Below are 13,801 nucleotides of genomic sequence, written 5' to 3'. Positions count from 1 at the left end.
ACAGGCACGGCGGAACTGTGATGGGGGTAGCGAGGCGAGGCTTTCGTAGAGCATCTCTCGATGGTGGTGACAGCGACTTTCCACACCACTATTCTATTCGTGCAAGAGGTCTAATCCTTCATTATGGATCGCGAAAAAGTTTGGCAATCATTAAACTCTGATCTATCGCGCCTCATCATTGGTTTTGTGCTGACCACCCTAGTCGGTGGATTGCTCACCCAGTGGTATCAAGATCAAAATTGGCGAAGACAATCCCAGTTTGAATACGAAAAGCGCCAACTGGACGAAGCCCAAAAATTCATGGAAAGGCTTTCAACTTCCGTTAGCCTTCATCTTTGGAACTTGCGCGAACTGGAGCTATTACTGTCAGGAGCCACGCCGGCCAACCCCGAGGAATTAGAGAAGGTTTGGACTGCCTTTAAAGAGGGCCGTAACAAGTGGTACATGGACTTACCATTGCACCAAAGCAAAGCCAACTTACTCTTGGCTCCGGGTATGAAAGAGCTGTTACGCACCGGCAACGAAACTCAAGATCCTAACTTGCAAAATCCCAAAAGTTTAGCGGGCTTTTTCGCGATCGCGGAACGATCCACCCTCCGAGTCACCAACTGTGTGCGGAGCAAGACCTGTCAACCCACACCGAGCGACATTGCCCAAATGAAAACCAGCATTGATCGCCTAGAAACCGCCGCCACACGCTATCTGGAATATGCCTCGAACCTCATTTATCGAAAGTCAATCGACTTGCAGCCCTTAACGTTTGAATAGACTGCAATCAACCCCGATCGCCCTCCTGGAGATCTCAAAAGCGGCTCAGGATTACCTCAAAACCATCACTCAAAATCACCACTCCATGAATCATCAATTCTGAACTGATTTCGGGCTGACTTTGGGCGCGATCGCTAGCCTTCCCAGCCCGATCGCGCTACAAGTATTGTTCAAGCGTTGGAGAAACAGCCGTGAATTTGCCCACTTGGATCACCGTGTCGCGGTTGGCAGCAGTGCCCCTATTGTTGTGGTGGCTCAGCGGCGAACCCACCACAGCCGATCGCTGGTGGGCATTGGGTGTGTTTCTGTTGGCGGCGGGCACAGACTGGCTGGATGGATACTTGGCCCGCAAGCTGAACCAAGTGACAGACTTGGGCAAATTTTTGGATCCGTTGGTCGATAAGTTGCTGGTTTTGGCTCCCTTGCTTCTGTTGGTGGAGCTGGGGCGGATTCCGGCTTGGGGCGTTTTTGTGATTTTGGCGCGGGAGCTGACGATCGCCGGTTGGCGCGTGAACCAAACCAGCATTTCGGGGGCAAACCTCTGGGGCAAACTGAAAACCGTCAGCCAAATCGCCGCGATCGCCCTGTTGTTGGCCCCAGTGATGGATGCTTACTCCCTTTGGGCGATCGGTCTCTTTTGGGTCTCTGTGGCCCTAACCATAATCTCCGGCGCAATTTATCTCATTCCGGTTGGTAAACAGAGCGTTGAATCCGGTGCTTAGATCACGTCTTTCTTGATTTTTCTCACACAGAAAAACATTAGAATTGACGTTGACATGCGCGGCCATATCCTAGCGATCGTCCTCGGGGTCGTAGCCCAGATCGGAGCAACCGGACACCACAATCATCGCTGTAAACCCCGCTTGCATGGCAAAAACGACGGGTTGAAGCATCAGCGAAGCGCCTCGGCGACGGGTGTAAACACTGACTTCCCGGCGGCTGTAGTCGGCGAACCATTCGGAAATTCCGAACGGTTGCGATTGCTGGGGCCGCCACTGAAGGTAGTCACTCGCCAGGTCAGTCAGTCCACACAGCAAAACAGTCAAGACACCGCACCAGGTGGTGAGGGTGCGCGTGAACCGGACACCGCAGGCTTGGAAGCCACGGGCAATCAGGATCGACCCAAGGAATAAGCCACCAATCCAAATGGTGCAGGTCACGACGTAGAACGTTTTAGCCCATCCTGGATCGTTTGCGAGTAGGGCGGCTTTGGTCACGGCTCCCGCCCAGCCCACTGCCAAGCCCAACACGGCCCAAGCAAAAAACGCAACGATTCCCCGCATCTATTCCCCCAGGGCCTTCAGCAGGTCGATCGCGGATGACTCAGGCGCTGGTGACTCGGTGGCGGGACGCACGATCGGTGTGGTGATGCACTCAGTTTGAGAAAAATCCACGTCATTGTGGCAAATCCTGACCATCACAAATCCATCCCCGTCATTTTCGGGATCGTAGACCCCATAGCGAATCCACCCGCAGTCAGGGATGAGCGTGTCTAGCAGCTCAAAGGCTTGCTGTTTCAAATTTTCTAGGCGCTCTTCGGTTTCTGGTGATGGGTTTTCTTCGTCTAGGGATAGCCACTCAGCGGCCATCTCGCCAACCAATTCCTTGACTCGCCGCCAGCCCTTACGGCGAGCTTCCTTGAGTTCTGTCAGCACTAAGTCTTCCATTGCCGTCACCGTTGATGCTGCCGAGACTCTACAGCCCAGTGTGAGCACTGATGGCGATCGAAGTCACAAAAAACAAAGCCCACTCGACCGATCGGGTGGGCTTTGCTGGATGGCGCATCAGTTTAATCCGCATTGCTCTGGCTCGAACGCGGCCAGAATGATGCAACGGAAGTCTGGCTTGGGCGATCGTTGCAAGCGAAGGGAGACAGCTAGCTGTTTTGCATCCCCTCAATCATCTTAATCACCCGCTGCATCTCGGTTTGTAAACCGGTAATCTGGCTTTGCAGCGGCTCGACTGTTTGGGCGATCGCCTGCTGAATACCATGGTCGATCGCCGCCAGGATTGAATAGGAATTCAGGCTAGAAAACTAGAGATAGCGAGAAATTTTAATTTTGCTGACCTTATTGATGGGTTCTGCACTCTCCCAATAAAAACAGAAAATCACTAGATAAGGAAGAATAGCAATAATATTAGTCAGCACCGTAGCAATTACATGGATGATAAAACTTTCTTCCAGTCCCATGAATCCAGAAGGAATGTAAATTGCCACAGAAGCAATACCCATAAGCAGAATTGTAACTAAAACGCTCAATACCGTAGTTCCAGCAATTCTCCATCGCCTTCCTTGAGTTAACTGGGTGCTGCGCTGTCTAGCCTGAGAGCCAGTGGTTCCTTCCAAAACAACAACTGGATCTACTAGTGCAAAGCGCAATGCTAAAATCACACCGGGAATAATAAATAAAACTGTTCCTCCCAAAATAATTAAATTTGTCGTTATACTCGTCGCAAGCATCTTAAAGCTCCTACGAAAGGCATAGGTCATCGCTTGTTGGTAGCTGACGGCCAATCCTTTTTGGAATTGAGATGCTCCATAGAATAATCCGCCAATGTAGATGGGCTTAACAATAAACTCAATGGTGCTTGAGAGACGCATTGAGTATTTTAGAAAACTCATCTCATCACCATTAGCCCATTCTGGAAAAACATAGAAGTCAAAATAGCTGCAAATGAGCGAGCCTGGTAGCCAGACCGTGAGAACAATAGCACTAAATAGTTTGATGTTAGACTTGAATAGATTCACAGCCTCTGTAATTTTATTCATTGAATTGATTCCGCCTAACTTTGCGACTTATTAGCCTGACGCAGAATGTGATACTTGAATAAGGTGTTCTTTCTTAAAGCTTGGATTCAAACTTAAGTTTTTCACACTTTATTCAGCATCCATCGATATCGTCAAGTATTCATGATTCAGTATTTATGACCCTAACTCGCTTTATTGTTGTCCTGACTGGGCTTTGCGTCATCTTGGCGCTGGTGCTCTGGCTCGTCAGCGCCCTGCAACAGCTCTACTGGCAGGTGAGTTGGACAGCTCCGTTTTTGGGGCCGGTGGTGGTGGTGTTGACCTTGGCCCTGTTGGGGGCCTTGCTGGTGGCGTTTTTTCGGTATGTGCGGCCCCTGGATTGGCCCCAAGATTGGCGATCGCTCTGGCAGGTGACCCAGCGATCGATCACTGGACAAACGCCCCCCACTCCGCCGGAACCCAGCCCCACCGTTTCCGAAGTGAAAACCGAAGCGGCCGGCGCGGCGCTGGAGGCTGTGCGGGCCCAGGTGGACTTAATTCGCGATCGGGTGGCGCGGCAGGCCCTGTTGGATCGATCGCGCGAAATTGAAAGCAGCTTGGCCCGGGGCGAGTTGCTGTTGGTGGTGTTTGGCACAGGGTCAGCGGGCAAAACCTCCTTGGTGAATGCCCTGCTGGGACGGGTGGCCGGAACCATTGGCCCCACCATGGGCACAACGGAAGAGGGCGAAACCTATCGGCTGGCGCTGCCGGAAATCGATCGCGCCTTGTTGATTACGGATACGCCGGGCATTTTGGAAGCGGGGGTGGCGGGAACCCAGCGCGATCGCCAGGCACGGCGGCTGGCGGCTGAAGCGGACTTGCTGATTTTTGTGGTGGAAGGCGACTTGCAGCAGTCGGAATTGGAGCCATTGCAACAGTTGTTGGCGATCGGGAAGCGATCGCTGCTGGTGTTCAACAAAACCGATCGCTACCCCGAGGCCGATCGCACCGCGATTTTGGCCAAATTGCGGGAACGGTTGGCAGAACAGCTCCCCACTGCGGATATTGTCCCGATCGCGGCGCGGCCGGCGGCGGTGCGGTTGCCCAACGGGGAAACCCTGACCCCCGACCCGGAAATTATGCCCCTGATTCGGCGGATCGTGGCGGTGTTGCGGGCCGAAGGGGAAGAACTGATTGCGGACAATATGTTGCTGCAAGCCCAGCGCTTGAGCGATCGGGCCCGCCAACTCATTGATGCCCAGCGACGACGACAGGCCGAAGCCGTGGTCGATCGCTATCAGTGGCTGGGGGCGGGGGCCGTCGCCGTCACGCCTATTCCGGTGGTGGATTTGCTGGCCACGGCGGCGGTCAATGCCCAGATGATTTTGGAATTGGGCAAGGTCTATGGCTGCAACTTAAGTGGCGATCGGGCACAGGAGTTGGCCCTGTCCCTCGCCAAAACCATGACCGGCTTGGGTATTGTCAAGGGAGCCATGGGAATTTTGACTACCGCGCTCCAAGTGAACATCGCCACCGCCATCATCAGCCGAGCCATCCAAGCGGTGACAGCGGCCTATTTAACCCGCATTGCCGGCCGCAGTTTCATTGAATATTTTCGTCACGATCAAGATTGGGGCGATGGTGGCATTAGCGAAGTGGTCAAAAAACAGTTTCAGCTAGAACAACGCGATCAGTTTGTAAAACGGTTTGTGCAACAGGCGATCACGAAAGTGGTGCAACCGATCGCCCAAGAAACTGCGCCACAACCAAAGCCGCCCGATCGCACCTCTCCTAACCCCTAATTTTTCCTCCAGCAAGCTGTGGCTAATTCCCAGCAAATCATCTCCCAGCAAATCATCCCAAAAAGAAACCACCCAATGAGGGTGGCTCTTTGATCCATTATTCAAGCAATGTTCGATCAGCGTTCAATCAGCTAATACTCAATTAGCTAATACTCAATTCGACAATGGAAACAGTTCGGAATTCAACAGCAAGCCTTCGGCAGAAAAGCCTCTGGCAAGAAACGTTCAAAAACCTCAGAAACCTCAGAAACATCAGAAACATCAGAAACATCAGCAACAAACGTTGCCATGGGTAGGCTTGCAACCGACGCAGGCGACCCAAACCCTTTGACCAAATCGAGGCCAAGCTTGGGCTGGCGATTGCTAGGACAGTGCTCCAGCGGTTGCCGACATGGCCGTTTCCGGTCTTGTTTTGAGCCTCAGATCACCATGCTCATGGCCGATACTTGAGAATTGGATGGTGGAATGGGGGCTTGGTCTTAGGCGAATTCAGATTCAGACCGACTGAATCTTTGAGACTGAAAACGACTTAATCCAGTTCTCTTCCAACCAAGCCCAACCAAAATCCAACATCATCAATCGTCGTCAAATGCAAGTCAAATCAAAATCAAACACAAACAGCAATCAGAGAGGAATTAGGGAGCCTCCTAAGTCATCAGAAATGTTTGAGACGAAATGTTTGAGACTTTGAGATATCGAAAGGGTGACCCGTGATGTTCAGCGGAGCCAGCGAGTTAATCAGAACTCAAGCCAGCCATCAACATCATCAAGGTCGAAAAGCCGAGAAAACCTGTCTTCAGTTGCCAGCAGTTCCACAAAACAAGCAAGAACTGACTGATCAAACGATCAATGAGAAACAGCGAACCGCAAAATCGTGACAAGCCAACTGCGAAAGACGGATAACCAACTGCGCTTTAGCTGAGCTAACTAATTGGCTAACGGATTGGCTAATGATTATTTTAGCCAACTAAGACTTCCGAGAGGATTCTGATTCAGAATCAATGACAATGCTGCATGTTACAAGCCCATCAAAACCACTGGGGTTTTGGTTAACGAACAGAGCCACAAGGTCTATGTAGCCCTCTACGAAACGAGGCAATAACTTGAAACGATGGTTAAGGGAGTTAACTAACTAGGTTGTCTAGCGCTAACTGATCTGATTCTAATGGGTTTGATCCCCGTAGGTTGAAATAATTCGCAACTGTTAAAAAATGCGATCTATAGCAATAAAGAAGTCAGAAATGGGGCTTTTTAGTTGCGATTTACTTACAAATGGTTATGAACCCAATAGTGCTTGCTAGCGGGTTGGGGAAAATTGACGCGATCGCCCTTCATATTTCAGATGTTCTGGCAAGGGCTGATCCCGGCTTGTTGATCCCGGCTTTCGGAGCGAGTTGGGACCAAGGGCGCGATCGGGCGCTGACGGAGGGCGGTACATTCCCGGCAGCGATTCCCCAACACCCTACCCGAGGCAAATTAGGGATCGATTAGGGACGGGTTAGAGACTGATTAGGGTCAGGTTTTGGAGCAAGGGATTCTGGAAGGGATTTTGGAAGGAATTTTGGGCCGATCGAACCTGGCTGCATTTCCGTGTGCCAGGACGCTGCCAAAGTTGGGATGGGTCGTTTACCATCAACTGCAATTGTCGTTGTTTGCCTGCGACTGCCATGCCTCTCGATTGCAGCCATATTCAGTTTCGCGATCGCGCCGAAGAGATTGATTTTGACCAGCTCCATCAACTGTTTCAGGACACGGCATTTTGGGCGCGCGATCGCCGCCGAGAGGACGTGGAATTAGCCGTGGCCAACAGTTTGCCGGTGATTAGCGCTTGGGATGGCGATCGGTTGATTGGGTTTGCCCGGGCCACCTCCGATGGCATCTATCGGGCCACAATTTGGGACGTGGTGGTTCATCCCACCTATCAAGGGGCTGGCATTGGGCGCAAATTGGTGCAAACGGTTTTGGCGCACCCGCAACTCTGCCGGGTGGAGCGAGTCTATTTAATGACCACCAATCAACAGGCGTTTTATGAACGGATTGGTTTCCAGGAAAACCAAAGCACCACCATGGTGTTGTTGAATCAACCCTTGATTGAACCCTTGCCAACTTGCCAAGGGGCGGAGGTGGTGCCGGTGGCGGAGGTGGTGGCCCAACCCACATCGGCCTAGGGACTGCGGCACAATGGCTAGGGTGTCTTGCGATCGAGGCCGGCCGTGAAGTTTGCAACTTGGACAGTGGGTTTACGTCACCTGTGGCGCGATCGCCCTTGGGTGGTGGGTTTGGGGGCTGCGGGAGCCGTGGCTTTGGGGGTTGGTGCGGCCCTGTCGCCCATGGGAGATTGGTTGGCCAATCGTCAGGCGAACCAGTCCCCCACAACGGGATTAGCCGAAGTGGCCGCGGCCCGAATTCACCAAGAAACGCCCAGTCCCGAGGCCAAGGATCCCAAAGCGGCCAAAGTGCCTCCCCTGACGGAGTTGGCGGAATCGGCCAACTCCTTGACCCGATCGGGCGCACGCTATGTGTTGGCCACGGAAGCCCTGAGCGTCAAAGACCATGCAACGGCCCTGAAGTGGCTGGAAAATGCTGATGATCCGGTGCTGTTGGCTCCGGTGTTGGCCCTGCGGGCCAAGGCGCAACTCCAAGGGGGCGATCGGGCTGGGGCCAGCCAAACCTGGCAAACCCTGCTGAAGCAATTTCCCCAGGATCCGGCCACGGCGGAAGCGCTCTATGGGTTGGGTCAACAGGATCCAAAGTGGCTTGATCGCCTGGTGGCGGCCGATTCTCCCTGGAAATCGCATCCCCGGGCGATTGCGGTAGCCAAGCAACGGTTAGCCCAAACGCCCGATCGCCCCGACTGGTTCCTATATCTATTGCGCCATGCCCCCGATGCGCGGGACGTGGGCAACTATCTGGGGCCCTTAGAAAGTCAGTTCGCCACCGCCATCACCCCCGCCGATTGGGCCACGATCGGGCGGATCTATTGGGATCGTCGTCAATACGCCAAGGCCGGTGATGCCTACGCCAAAGCCACCCCCAGCCCCCTCCATGCCTATCGGGCCGGGCGGGGGGCCCAACTAGGGGGCAAACGGCCCGAGGCGATCGCCCGCTATCGTCGTCTGATTCAGCAATTTCCCCAAGCTCCGGAAGCGGCCTTTGGCATGACCCGTTTGGCCCGGTTAGTGCCGCCGGCCGAAGGTTTGGCCCTGCTCGATCGCGCCCTGGCCAACCCCACCCATGCCCCTCGGGCCCTGCTGGAGCGAGTGCGGATCCTGAAAAATCAGCAACAGCCCACCACGGCCGATCGCGATCGACTCTTCAAAACCTTCAGCAACAGCGACGCGGCCGGCGATTTGCGCTGGCAACTGGCCGAGGAAGCCGCCACCACCAGCCCCCAAGCGGCCCGCCAATGGGCGATCGCCCTGGTGCAACAAAACCCTGAGCATGAAGATGCCCCCCGGGCCAGCTTTTGGGCTGGGCAATGGGCCGCCCAGTTGGGAGACCAAGCTGCCGCCCAAGCGGCCTACCGCCACACCCTGCAACAGTATCCCGAGTCCTACTACGCCTGGCGATCGGCGGTGAAGTTGGGGTTACCGGTCGGAGATTTCACCACCATTCGATCGGGGCAACCCACCCTGCAACCGCCGCCCCCCCGCGCCCCCTTACCCGCCGGATCGCCCACCCTGCAAGCGCTCTATCAACTGGAGCAAGACCGCGCTGCCTTTGACTATTGGCAAACGGAATTCCAAAACCGCAACCAGCCCACCTTTGCAGAGCAATATACGGACGGCACGTTGCGACTGGGCAATGGCGATTATTTAGCCGGTCTTTTTGCCCTGGCCAATTTGCGGTGGCGAGAGGAACCGGGCGATCGGGAACAGTTTGCGGCCGCCCGTCGAGACTTGAACTATTGGCGGCGGCTCTATCCCCGTCCCTATTGGGATGCGATCGCCGCCGGGGCCCGGGCCCAAAACCTGAATTCGGCCCTCGTGTTGGGGCTAATTCGCCAAGAGTCCCACTTTGAGCGCGACATCCGCTCGATCGCCAATGCCGTGGGCTTAATGCAGGTGTTACCTTCCACGGGCGAATGGGTAGCCAACAAAATCGGCTTCAAGGATTACACCCTGGAAAATCCCCCGAACAACATCAAACTCGGCACTTGGTTTTTGGACTATACCCACCGGGAATATGACAACAACAGTCTGCTAGCCGTCGCCGCCTACAACGCCGGGCCGGGCAATGTGAACCGCTGGGTGAAGCAATTTGGCACGGCGGATCTCGATCGATTCGTGGAGCAAATTCCCTTTTCGGAAACGCGCGGCTATGTGGAAAACGTGTTGGGCAATTATTGGAATTATCTCCGGCTCTACAACCCGGAAACCCAAGCAATTTTGCAACCGTTTCAAGCTGATTCCAAACCCCAAAACAGCCCCTAGAGGATGCTTAAAAATTCAAATCAAGTCAAACCAAGCCAAATGTCGATCTAATTCTAACTCTATTAATCAAAAAAAAGGGGTTCAGGCTGTTAATCAAATCACCCAAAACTTTGACATCGCCGCCATGAAATCACGTGGGACAAGGGGCTTAAGCCCCTTGTTGGCGAGGTAAACGATGTAAATAATGGATAATTTCCAGAAAGATATTGCAATCCTTAGCTGCTTTTCAAACAGATATTGAAAACATAAATGTAAATTTATTTAGAATTTGAATATGGTTGAATGATTGGGCAAAAATTGGCGGTACAGTTCACCAAAATTCTCCCACCGCCCCCGGTTTTCCATGCCCAAACTTTCCTCCTTCGCCGTTTTATGGGGACTGTTGCTTGGTTCTGGCCTGGTTGTTTCCAGCGTTGCCGCCCAAGAAGCTCCCGTAAACCCGCGATCGCGCCGTGATGCCGAAGCCCAAGTGAGCCAATGGCTGGAGCAACACCGCGCCAGTCCCCCTGCGATTCGGGCCTTTGTGCAGCGAATGCCGAAAGGAGGCGACATTCATACACACCTGAGCGGGGCCGTTTATGCGGAGCGTTATTTGGAGTGGGCCGCCGCCGATGGCTACTGCATTGATCCCCAGGCCCTAACCCTGATTCCACCGAGTGCCTGTGGTCAAAACAGCCGCTATTTTCCCGCCTCGCAGTTGCCCAATCGTCCTGACACCTACGATGCCCTGATTAATCTGTGGTCAACGCGCAATCTGCCTTTTGCCAATCGATCGGGACATGATCAATTTTTCCAGGCGTTTGGCGGCTTTTCGGAAATTTCTTCTGCTCCGTCGCGCCAGGACGACATGGTGGCGGAGGTGGCCAATCGCGCTGCTGATCAGCATATTTTCTATTTAGAACTGTTGATGACTGTTCAAGGCGCTGAAGTGCGTCAACTGGGGCGGGCGGTGGGCTGGAGTGGCGACTTTGCCCAAATGCGGCGCGCGCTGCTCGATCGCGGCTTAATGGATCTGGTTGTCCGAGGGAGCCAGGAGGTGGCGAATCTTGAACGCCAGGTCGCCAACACTTTACGCTGCGATACGCCCATGGCTCAACCGGGCTGTGAAGTGACGGTGCGCTATTTGCAACAAACCACACGCACCAAAGCGCCCGAAGAAGTTTTTGCCCAATTTGTTTATGCCTTTGAGTTGGCTAAAGCGAACTCTCGCGTTGTGGGGATCAACTTAGTTGCGCCCGAAGATAACCCGGTAGCCCTGCGCGACTACCAGCAACAAATGCAGATGTTGCAATTTCTAAAAACGCAGTTTCCGGAAGTCAAAATTTCTCTTCATGCAGGGGAATTAACCCTGGGCCTAGTGCCACCAAATGATCTGCGTTTTCATATTCGTCAAGCGGTGGAAGTGGCTCAGGCCAGTCGCATTGGCCATGGGGTGAGCATTCTCTATGAAAACAATCCCTTTCAATTGATGGCAGAAATGCGCAAACGGGGCGTGTTAGTCGAAATTTGTCTCACCAGCAATGAGGTGATTTTGAACGTGGCTGGCAACCAACATCCCTTCCGCGAATATCTCGCGGCCGGTGTGCCGATGACGTTGGCTTCCGATGATGAGGGCATTGCTCGCATTGATTTGAGCAACGAGTATGGATTGGCAATCTTGCGCTATCAGTTGAGCTATGCCGATCTCAAACGGTTGGCGCGCAATAGTTTGGAATATAGTTTCCTCTCGGGAGCCAGTCTTTGGAATTCGTCAAATTTTGACGCAGTGACTGCCGCCTGTGCCCAAGATTCGCCCAACGCTGCTTCCATTTCGGCGGGTTGTCGGGGCTTTTTGGCCCAGAGCGATCGCGCCCGGGTGCAGTGGAAACTTGAATCGGAGTTTGCCCAGTTTGAAGCCTTGCCCTCGTTTCGCACTGGCCCATAACGCAGGAAATTCACGATTTTCCTACGCCCGATTTTCCTACGGTTGAAAGAGCTGAACTAGATCGATCGCGCAGTCCGGGAAAGCCAGCGGGGCGATCGGGCGATCGCTCACCGTTTCTTCTTGGCTATAGCGGCCCGCTTCCGGTTGCCGAAACACCACCACCCGCCGATTCACCAAATCCACCACCCAATATTCCGGAATTCCCACCCGCGCGTAGAGATCCCGCTTGTGGGTCAGGTCTGTGGTCAGGGTCGATCGGGCAATTTCAATCACCCAAAACAGATCCGCTGGCCCCGGGTGGCGATCGCGAAAGGCTGATCGAGGCAACCGAACAATTGCCAAATCCGGCTCCGGCTCCGAGTCATCCAACGTAATTGGGTGTGCCTCACTAATCCAAGCTCGATCGCGCAACAACAACCGCAACCGATCGCCCAAACTGCTGCACTGGTAGCGGTGTTCTGGCCCTTCCGGTGACATTTCAATAATTTGCCCGTTCAACAGTTCCACGCGGCGATCGACCAGCAGGCCCGCCGCGATCATTTGGTGATATTCCGCCACAGTCCATTGCGCCAGGGTCAACATAATTGCGTTGTCGCGTCGTCACGCGGCAGACTCTACGGTTGAAAGAGCTGGGCCAAGTCGATCGCGCAGTCCGGAAAAGCCAGCGGGGCGATCGGGCGATCGCTCACCGTTTCCTCTTGGCTGTAGCGGCCCGCTTCCGGTTGCCGAAACACCACCACCCGCCGATTCACCAAATCCACCACCCAATATTCCGGAATTCCCACCCGCGCGTAGAGATCCCGCTTGTGGGTCAGGTCTGTGGTCAGGGTCGATCGGGCAATTTCAATCACCCAAAACAGATCCGCCGCGCCGGGATGTCGTTGGACAAATTGGGATCGATCGCCCCGCACCACTGCAATATCCGGCTCCGGTTCCGAATGGTCTAGGGTAATCGGTCGCGCTTCCCGCACATAGGCTCGCCCCCGCAGGCGATCGCGCAGCCACTCCGCCAGGGTTTCGCCGCGATAGGTATGCTCCGGCCCTTCCGGTGACATTTCAATAATTTGCCCGTTCAACAGTTCCACACGGCGATCGACCAATAGGCCCGCCGCGATCATTTGGTGATATTCCGCCACAGTCCATTGCGCCAGGGTCAACATAGGCGACCAGTTTCGATCGGGGAATTGTCCCCAGTCTATCAACAGGTTTGATGGCCTAGGGCGCGGCGTTTTGGGTCTCGACTAGGGCGGCAAATTCCGCGAGAGACTGCCGCAATCGATCGCCCGCCACTTCACTCAAATCATTGTGGCCGGCACCAGCGATCCAGAGCGATCGCTTCATTCCGGGAGCGGCGGCGTAGAGTTGCTGCCCGTGGGACCAATTAATCGTTTGATCCTGTTGACCATGAATGACTAAAACGGGCGATCGCACCTGGGCCAACTTACTGTGATTGGTGAACTTGTCAAAGGGGAAAATCGCAATCGGTAACACCACCCGAAAAGCAGAGGTGAAAGTGCTTTCCAAAATTAAGCCTCCCACCGGATGCCGTCGCGCCAACTCCGTGGCCGATCCACCCCCGAGCGATTGCCCATAAACCAGAAGATTGCGCGGCGCAATTTTCAAAGTTTGGGTGAGATATTGATATGCCGCTTCCGCATCTTCATAGGCATTGGCCTCGCTGGGGCTGCCGTCACTGGTTCCATAGCCACGATAATCGTAGGCAAACACCGGATAGCCCCAGTTATGTAACTGAAACAGCCAGGGCCGAATTTGCCCCAAGTCACTGGCATTACCGTGAATATAAAGAATGGTCGATCGGGCGTTTTTCTGTGGCAAATAAAGGGCTGAAATTTTTTCCCGAGGATTGACCGGAATTTTCAAAATTTCAGGGCTGTCAACATAGCTCGGCGGCGGTGGCAAAAAGATCATGCTATCCGCCCGAAAGAAGACATACAGCGTAATTGCCACATAGACAAAAACAATTGATCGAATCAATCGCTGCCAACTCAGTTCACCAATTAACAGCGATCGCAACTGGGAAGACCACATTACCAGTGACCCATTTTGATTTTTATCAGCTAGTTTGACCGATGGTCGCCGCCCGCGGCCCGCCAACCGGCCACCCGCACCACAGGCAGCCAAGGGG

At 54.0% G+C, this 13,801-nt stretch carries 12 protein-coding genes; 6 read left to right on the top strand and 6 right to left on the bottom strand.

All coding sequences use genetic code 11. The features are described from left to right. Positions 1-186 precede the first annotated feature (186 nt). Together H6G52_RS16655 and pgsA are read left to right on the top strand one after the other, a co-directional pair. A complete protein-coding gene (locus H6G52_RS16655) occupies positions 187-768 on the top strand; it encodes a hypothetical protein (protein ID WP_190529776.1) in 582 nt (193 codons plus the stop codon). A gap of 191 nt (positions 769-959) precedes the next feature. Next, positions 960-1,490: a CDP-diacylglycerol--glycerol-3-phosphate 3-phosphatidyltransferase gene (pgsA, locus tag H6G52_RS16650; RefSeq protein WP_190529774.1), complete on the top strand. Its 531-nt coding sequence runs from the start codon at positions 960-962 to the stop codon at positions 1,488-1,490. A 69-nt stretch (positions 1,491-1,559) separates the two neighbouring features. On the opposite strand, the gene H6G52_RS16645 is transcribed toward pgsA, so the two are convergent. The 3 genes from H6G52_RS16645 to H6G52_RS16635 form a co-directional block, all read right to left on the bottom strand. Then, positions 1,560-2,051, bottom strand: a complete 492-nt coding sequence (locus tag H6G52_RS16645; protein WP_190529772.1) for a hypothetical protein — start codon at positions 2,049-2,051, stop codon at positions 1,560-1,562. Beyond that, entirely contained in the window at positions 2,052-2,435 is a 384-nt protein-coding gene (locus tag H6G52_RS16640) for a hypothetical protein (RefSeq protein ID WP_190529770.1), read from the bottom strand. A 368-nt stretch (positions 2,436-2,803) separates the two neighbouring features. Continuing rightward, a complete protein-coding gene (locus H6G52_RS16635) occupies positions 2,804-3,538 on the bottom strand; it encodes a glycerophosphoryl diester phosphodiesterase membrane domain-containing protein (protein WP_190529768.1) in 735 nt (244 codons plus the stop codon). A gap of 155 nt (positions 3,539-3,693) precedes the next feature. On the opposite strand from H6G52_RS16635, the gene H6G52_RS16630 reads away from it, so the two are divergent. The 4 genes from H6G52_RS16630 (at position 3,694) to H6G52_RS16615 (ending at position 11,655) form a co-directional block, all read left to right on the top strand. Continuing rightward, a complete protein-coding gene (locus tag H6G52_RS16630; protein ID WP_190529766.1) occupies positions 3,694-5,298 on the top strand; it encodes a YcjF family protein in 1,605 nt (534 codons plus the stop codon). 1,667 nt (positions 5,299-6,965) lie between these two features. Next, positions 6,966-7,466, top strand: a complete 501-nt coding sequence (locus tag H6G52_RS16625) for a GNAT family N-acetyltransferase (RefSeq protein ID WP_099534201.1) — start codon at positions 6,966-6,968, stop codon at positions 7,464-7,466. A gap of 45 nt (positions 7,467-7,511) precedes the next feature. Next, positions 7,512-9,731, top strand: a complete 2,220-nt coding sequence (locus H6G52_RS19195) for a transglycosylase SLT domain-containing protein (RefSeq protein WP_190529764.1) — start codon at positions 7,512-7,514, stop codon at positions 9,729-9,731. 343 nt (positions 9,732-10,074) lie between these two features. After that, complete coding sequence (locus tag H6G52_RS16615) at positions 10,075-11,655, top strand: adenosine deaminase (protein WP_190529762.1); 1,581 nt, start codon at positions 10,075-10,077, stop codon at positions 11,653-11,655. Positions 11,656-11,691: 36 nt separating this feature from the next. Here the strand turns inward: H6G52_RS16615 and H6G52_RS16610 are convergent, their stop codons facing one another. Genes H6G52_RS16610 through H6G52_RS16600 form a run of 3 tightly spaced genes read right to left on the bottom strand, consistent with a single transcriptional unit; the run spans position 11,692 to position 13,704 of the window. Beyond that, a complete protein-coding gene (locus tag H6G52_RS16610) occupies positions 11,692-12,237 on the bottom strand; it encodes a Uma2 family endonuclease (protein ID WP_190529760.1) in 546 nt (181 codons plus the stop codon). A 32-nt stretch (positions 12,238-12,269) separates the two neighbouring features. Beyond that, complete coding sequence (locus H6G52_RS16605; protein WP_190355973.1) at positions 12,270-12,815, bottom strand: Uma2 family endonuclease; 546 nt, start codon at positions 12,813-12,815, stop codon at positions 12,270-12,272. Between the two features lie 55 nt (positions 12,816-12,870). Next, positions 12,871-13,704, bottom strand: a complete 834-nt coding sequence (locus H6G52_RS16600) for an alpha/beta hydrolase (protein WP_190529758.1) — start codon at positions 13,702-13,704, stop codon at positions 12,871-12,873. Positions 13,705-13,801 lie beyond the last annotated feature (97 nt).

The sequence above is a fragment of the Limnothrix sp. FACHB-881 genome (assembly GCF_014698135.1).
Classification (GTDB): domain Bacteria; phylum Cyanobacteriota; class Cyanobacteriia; order CACIAM-69d; family CACIAM-69d; genus CACIAM-69d.
Note: the sequence above shows the minus strand (reverse complement) of the source record. Positions and strands in the feature narration are given on the sequence as shown.

Bases quoted from the DNA above. Each gene is read 5' to 3' on its own strand.
- H6G52_RS16645 (WP_190529772.1), bottom strand. From the start codon at position 2,051: ATGCGGGGAATCGTTGCGTTTTTTGCTTGGGCCGTGTTGGGCTTGGCA.
- H6G52_RS16625 (WP_099534201.1), top strand. From the start codon at position 6,966: ATGCCTCTCGATTGCAGCCATATTCAGTTTCGCGATCGCGCCGAAGAG.
- H6G52_RS16605 (WP_190355973.1), bottom strand. From the start codon at position 12,815: ATGTTGACCCTGGCGCAATGGACTGTGGCGGAATATCACCAAATGATC.
- H6G52_RS16630 (WP_190529766.1), top strand. From the start codon at position 3,694: ATGACCCTAACTCGCTTTATTGTTGTCCTGACTGGGCTTTGCGTCATC.
- H6G52_RS16640 (WP_190529770.1), bottom strand. From the start codon at position 2,435: ATGGAAGACTTAGTGCTGACAGAACTCAAGGAAGCTCGCCGTAAGGGC.
- H6G52_RS16615 (WP_190529762.1), top strand. From the start codon at position 10,075: ATGCCCAAACTTTCCTCCTTCGCCGTTTTATGGGGACTGTTGCTTGGT.
- H6G52_RS16635 (WP_190529768.1), bottom strand. From the start codon at position 3,538: ATGAATAAAATTACAGAGGCTGTGAATCTATTCAAGTCTAACATCAAA.
- H6G52_RS16600 (WP_190529758.1), bottom strand. From the start codon at position 13,704: ATGTGGTCTTCCCAGTTGCGATCGCTGTTAATTGGTGAACTGAGTTGG.
- H6G52_RS16610 (WP_190529760.1), bottom strand. From the start codon at position 12,237: ATGTTGACCCTGGCGCAATGGACTGTGGCGGAATATCACCAAATGATC.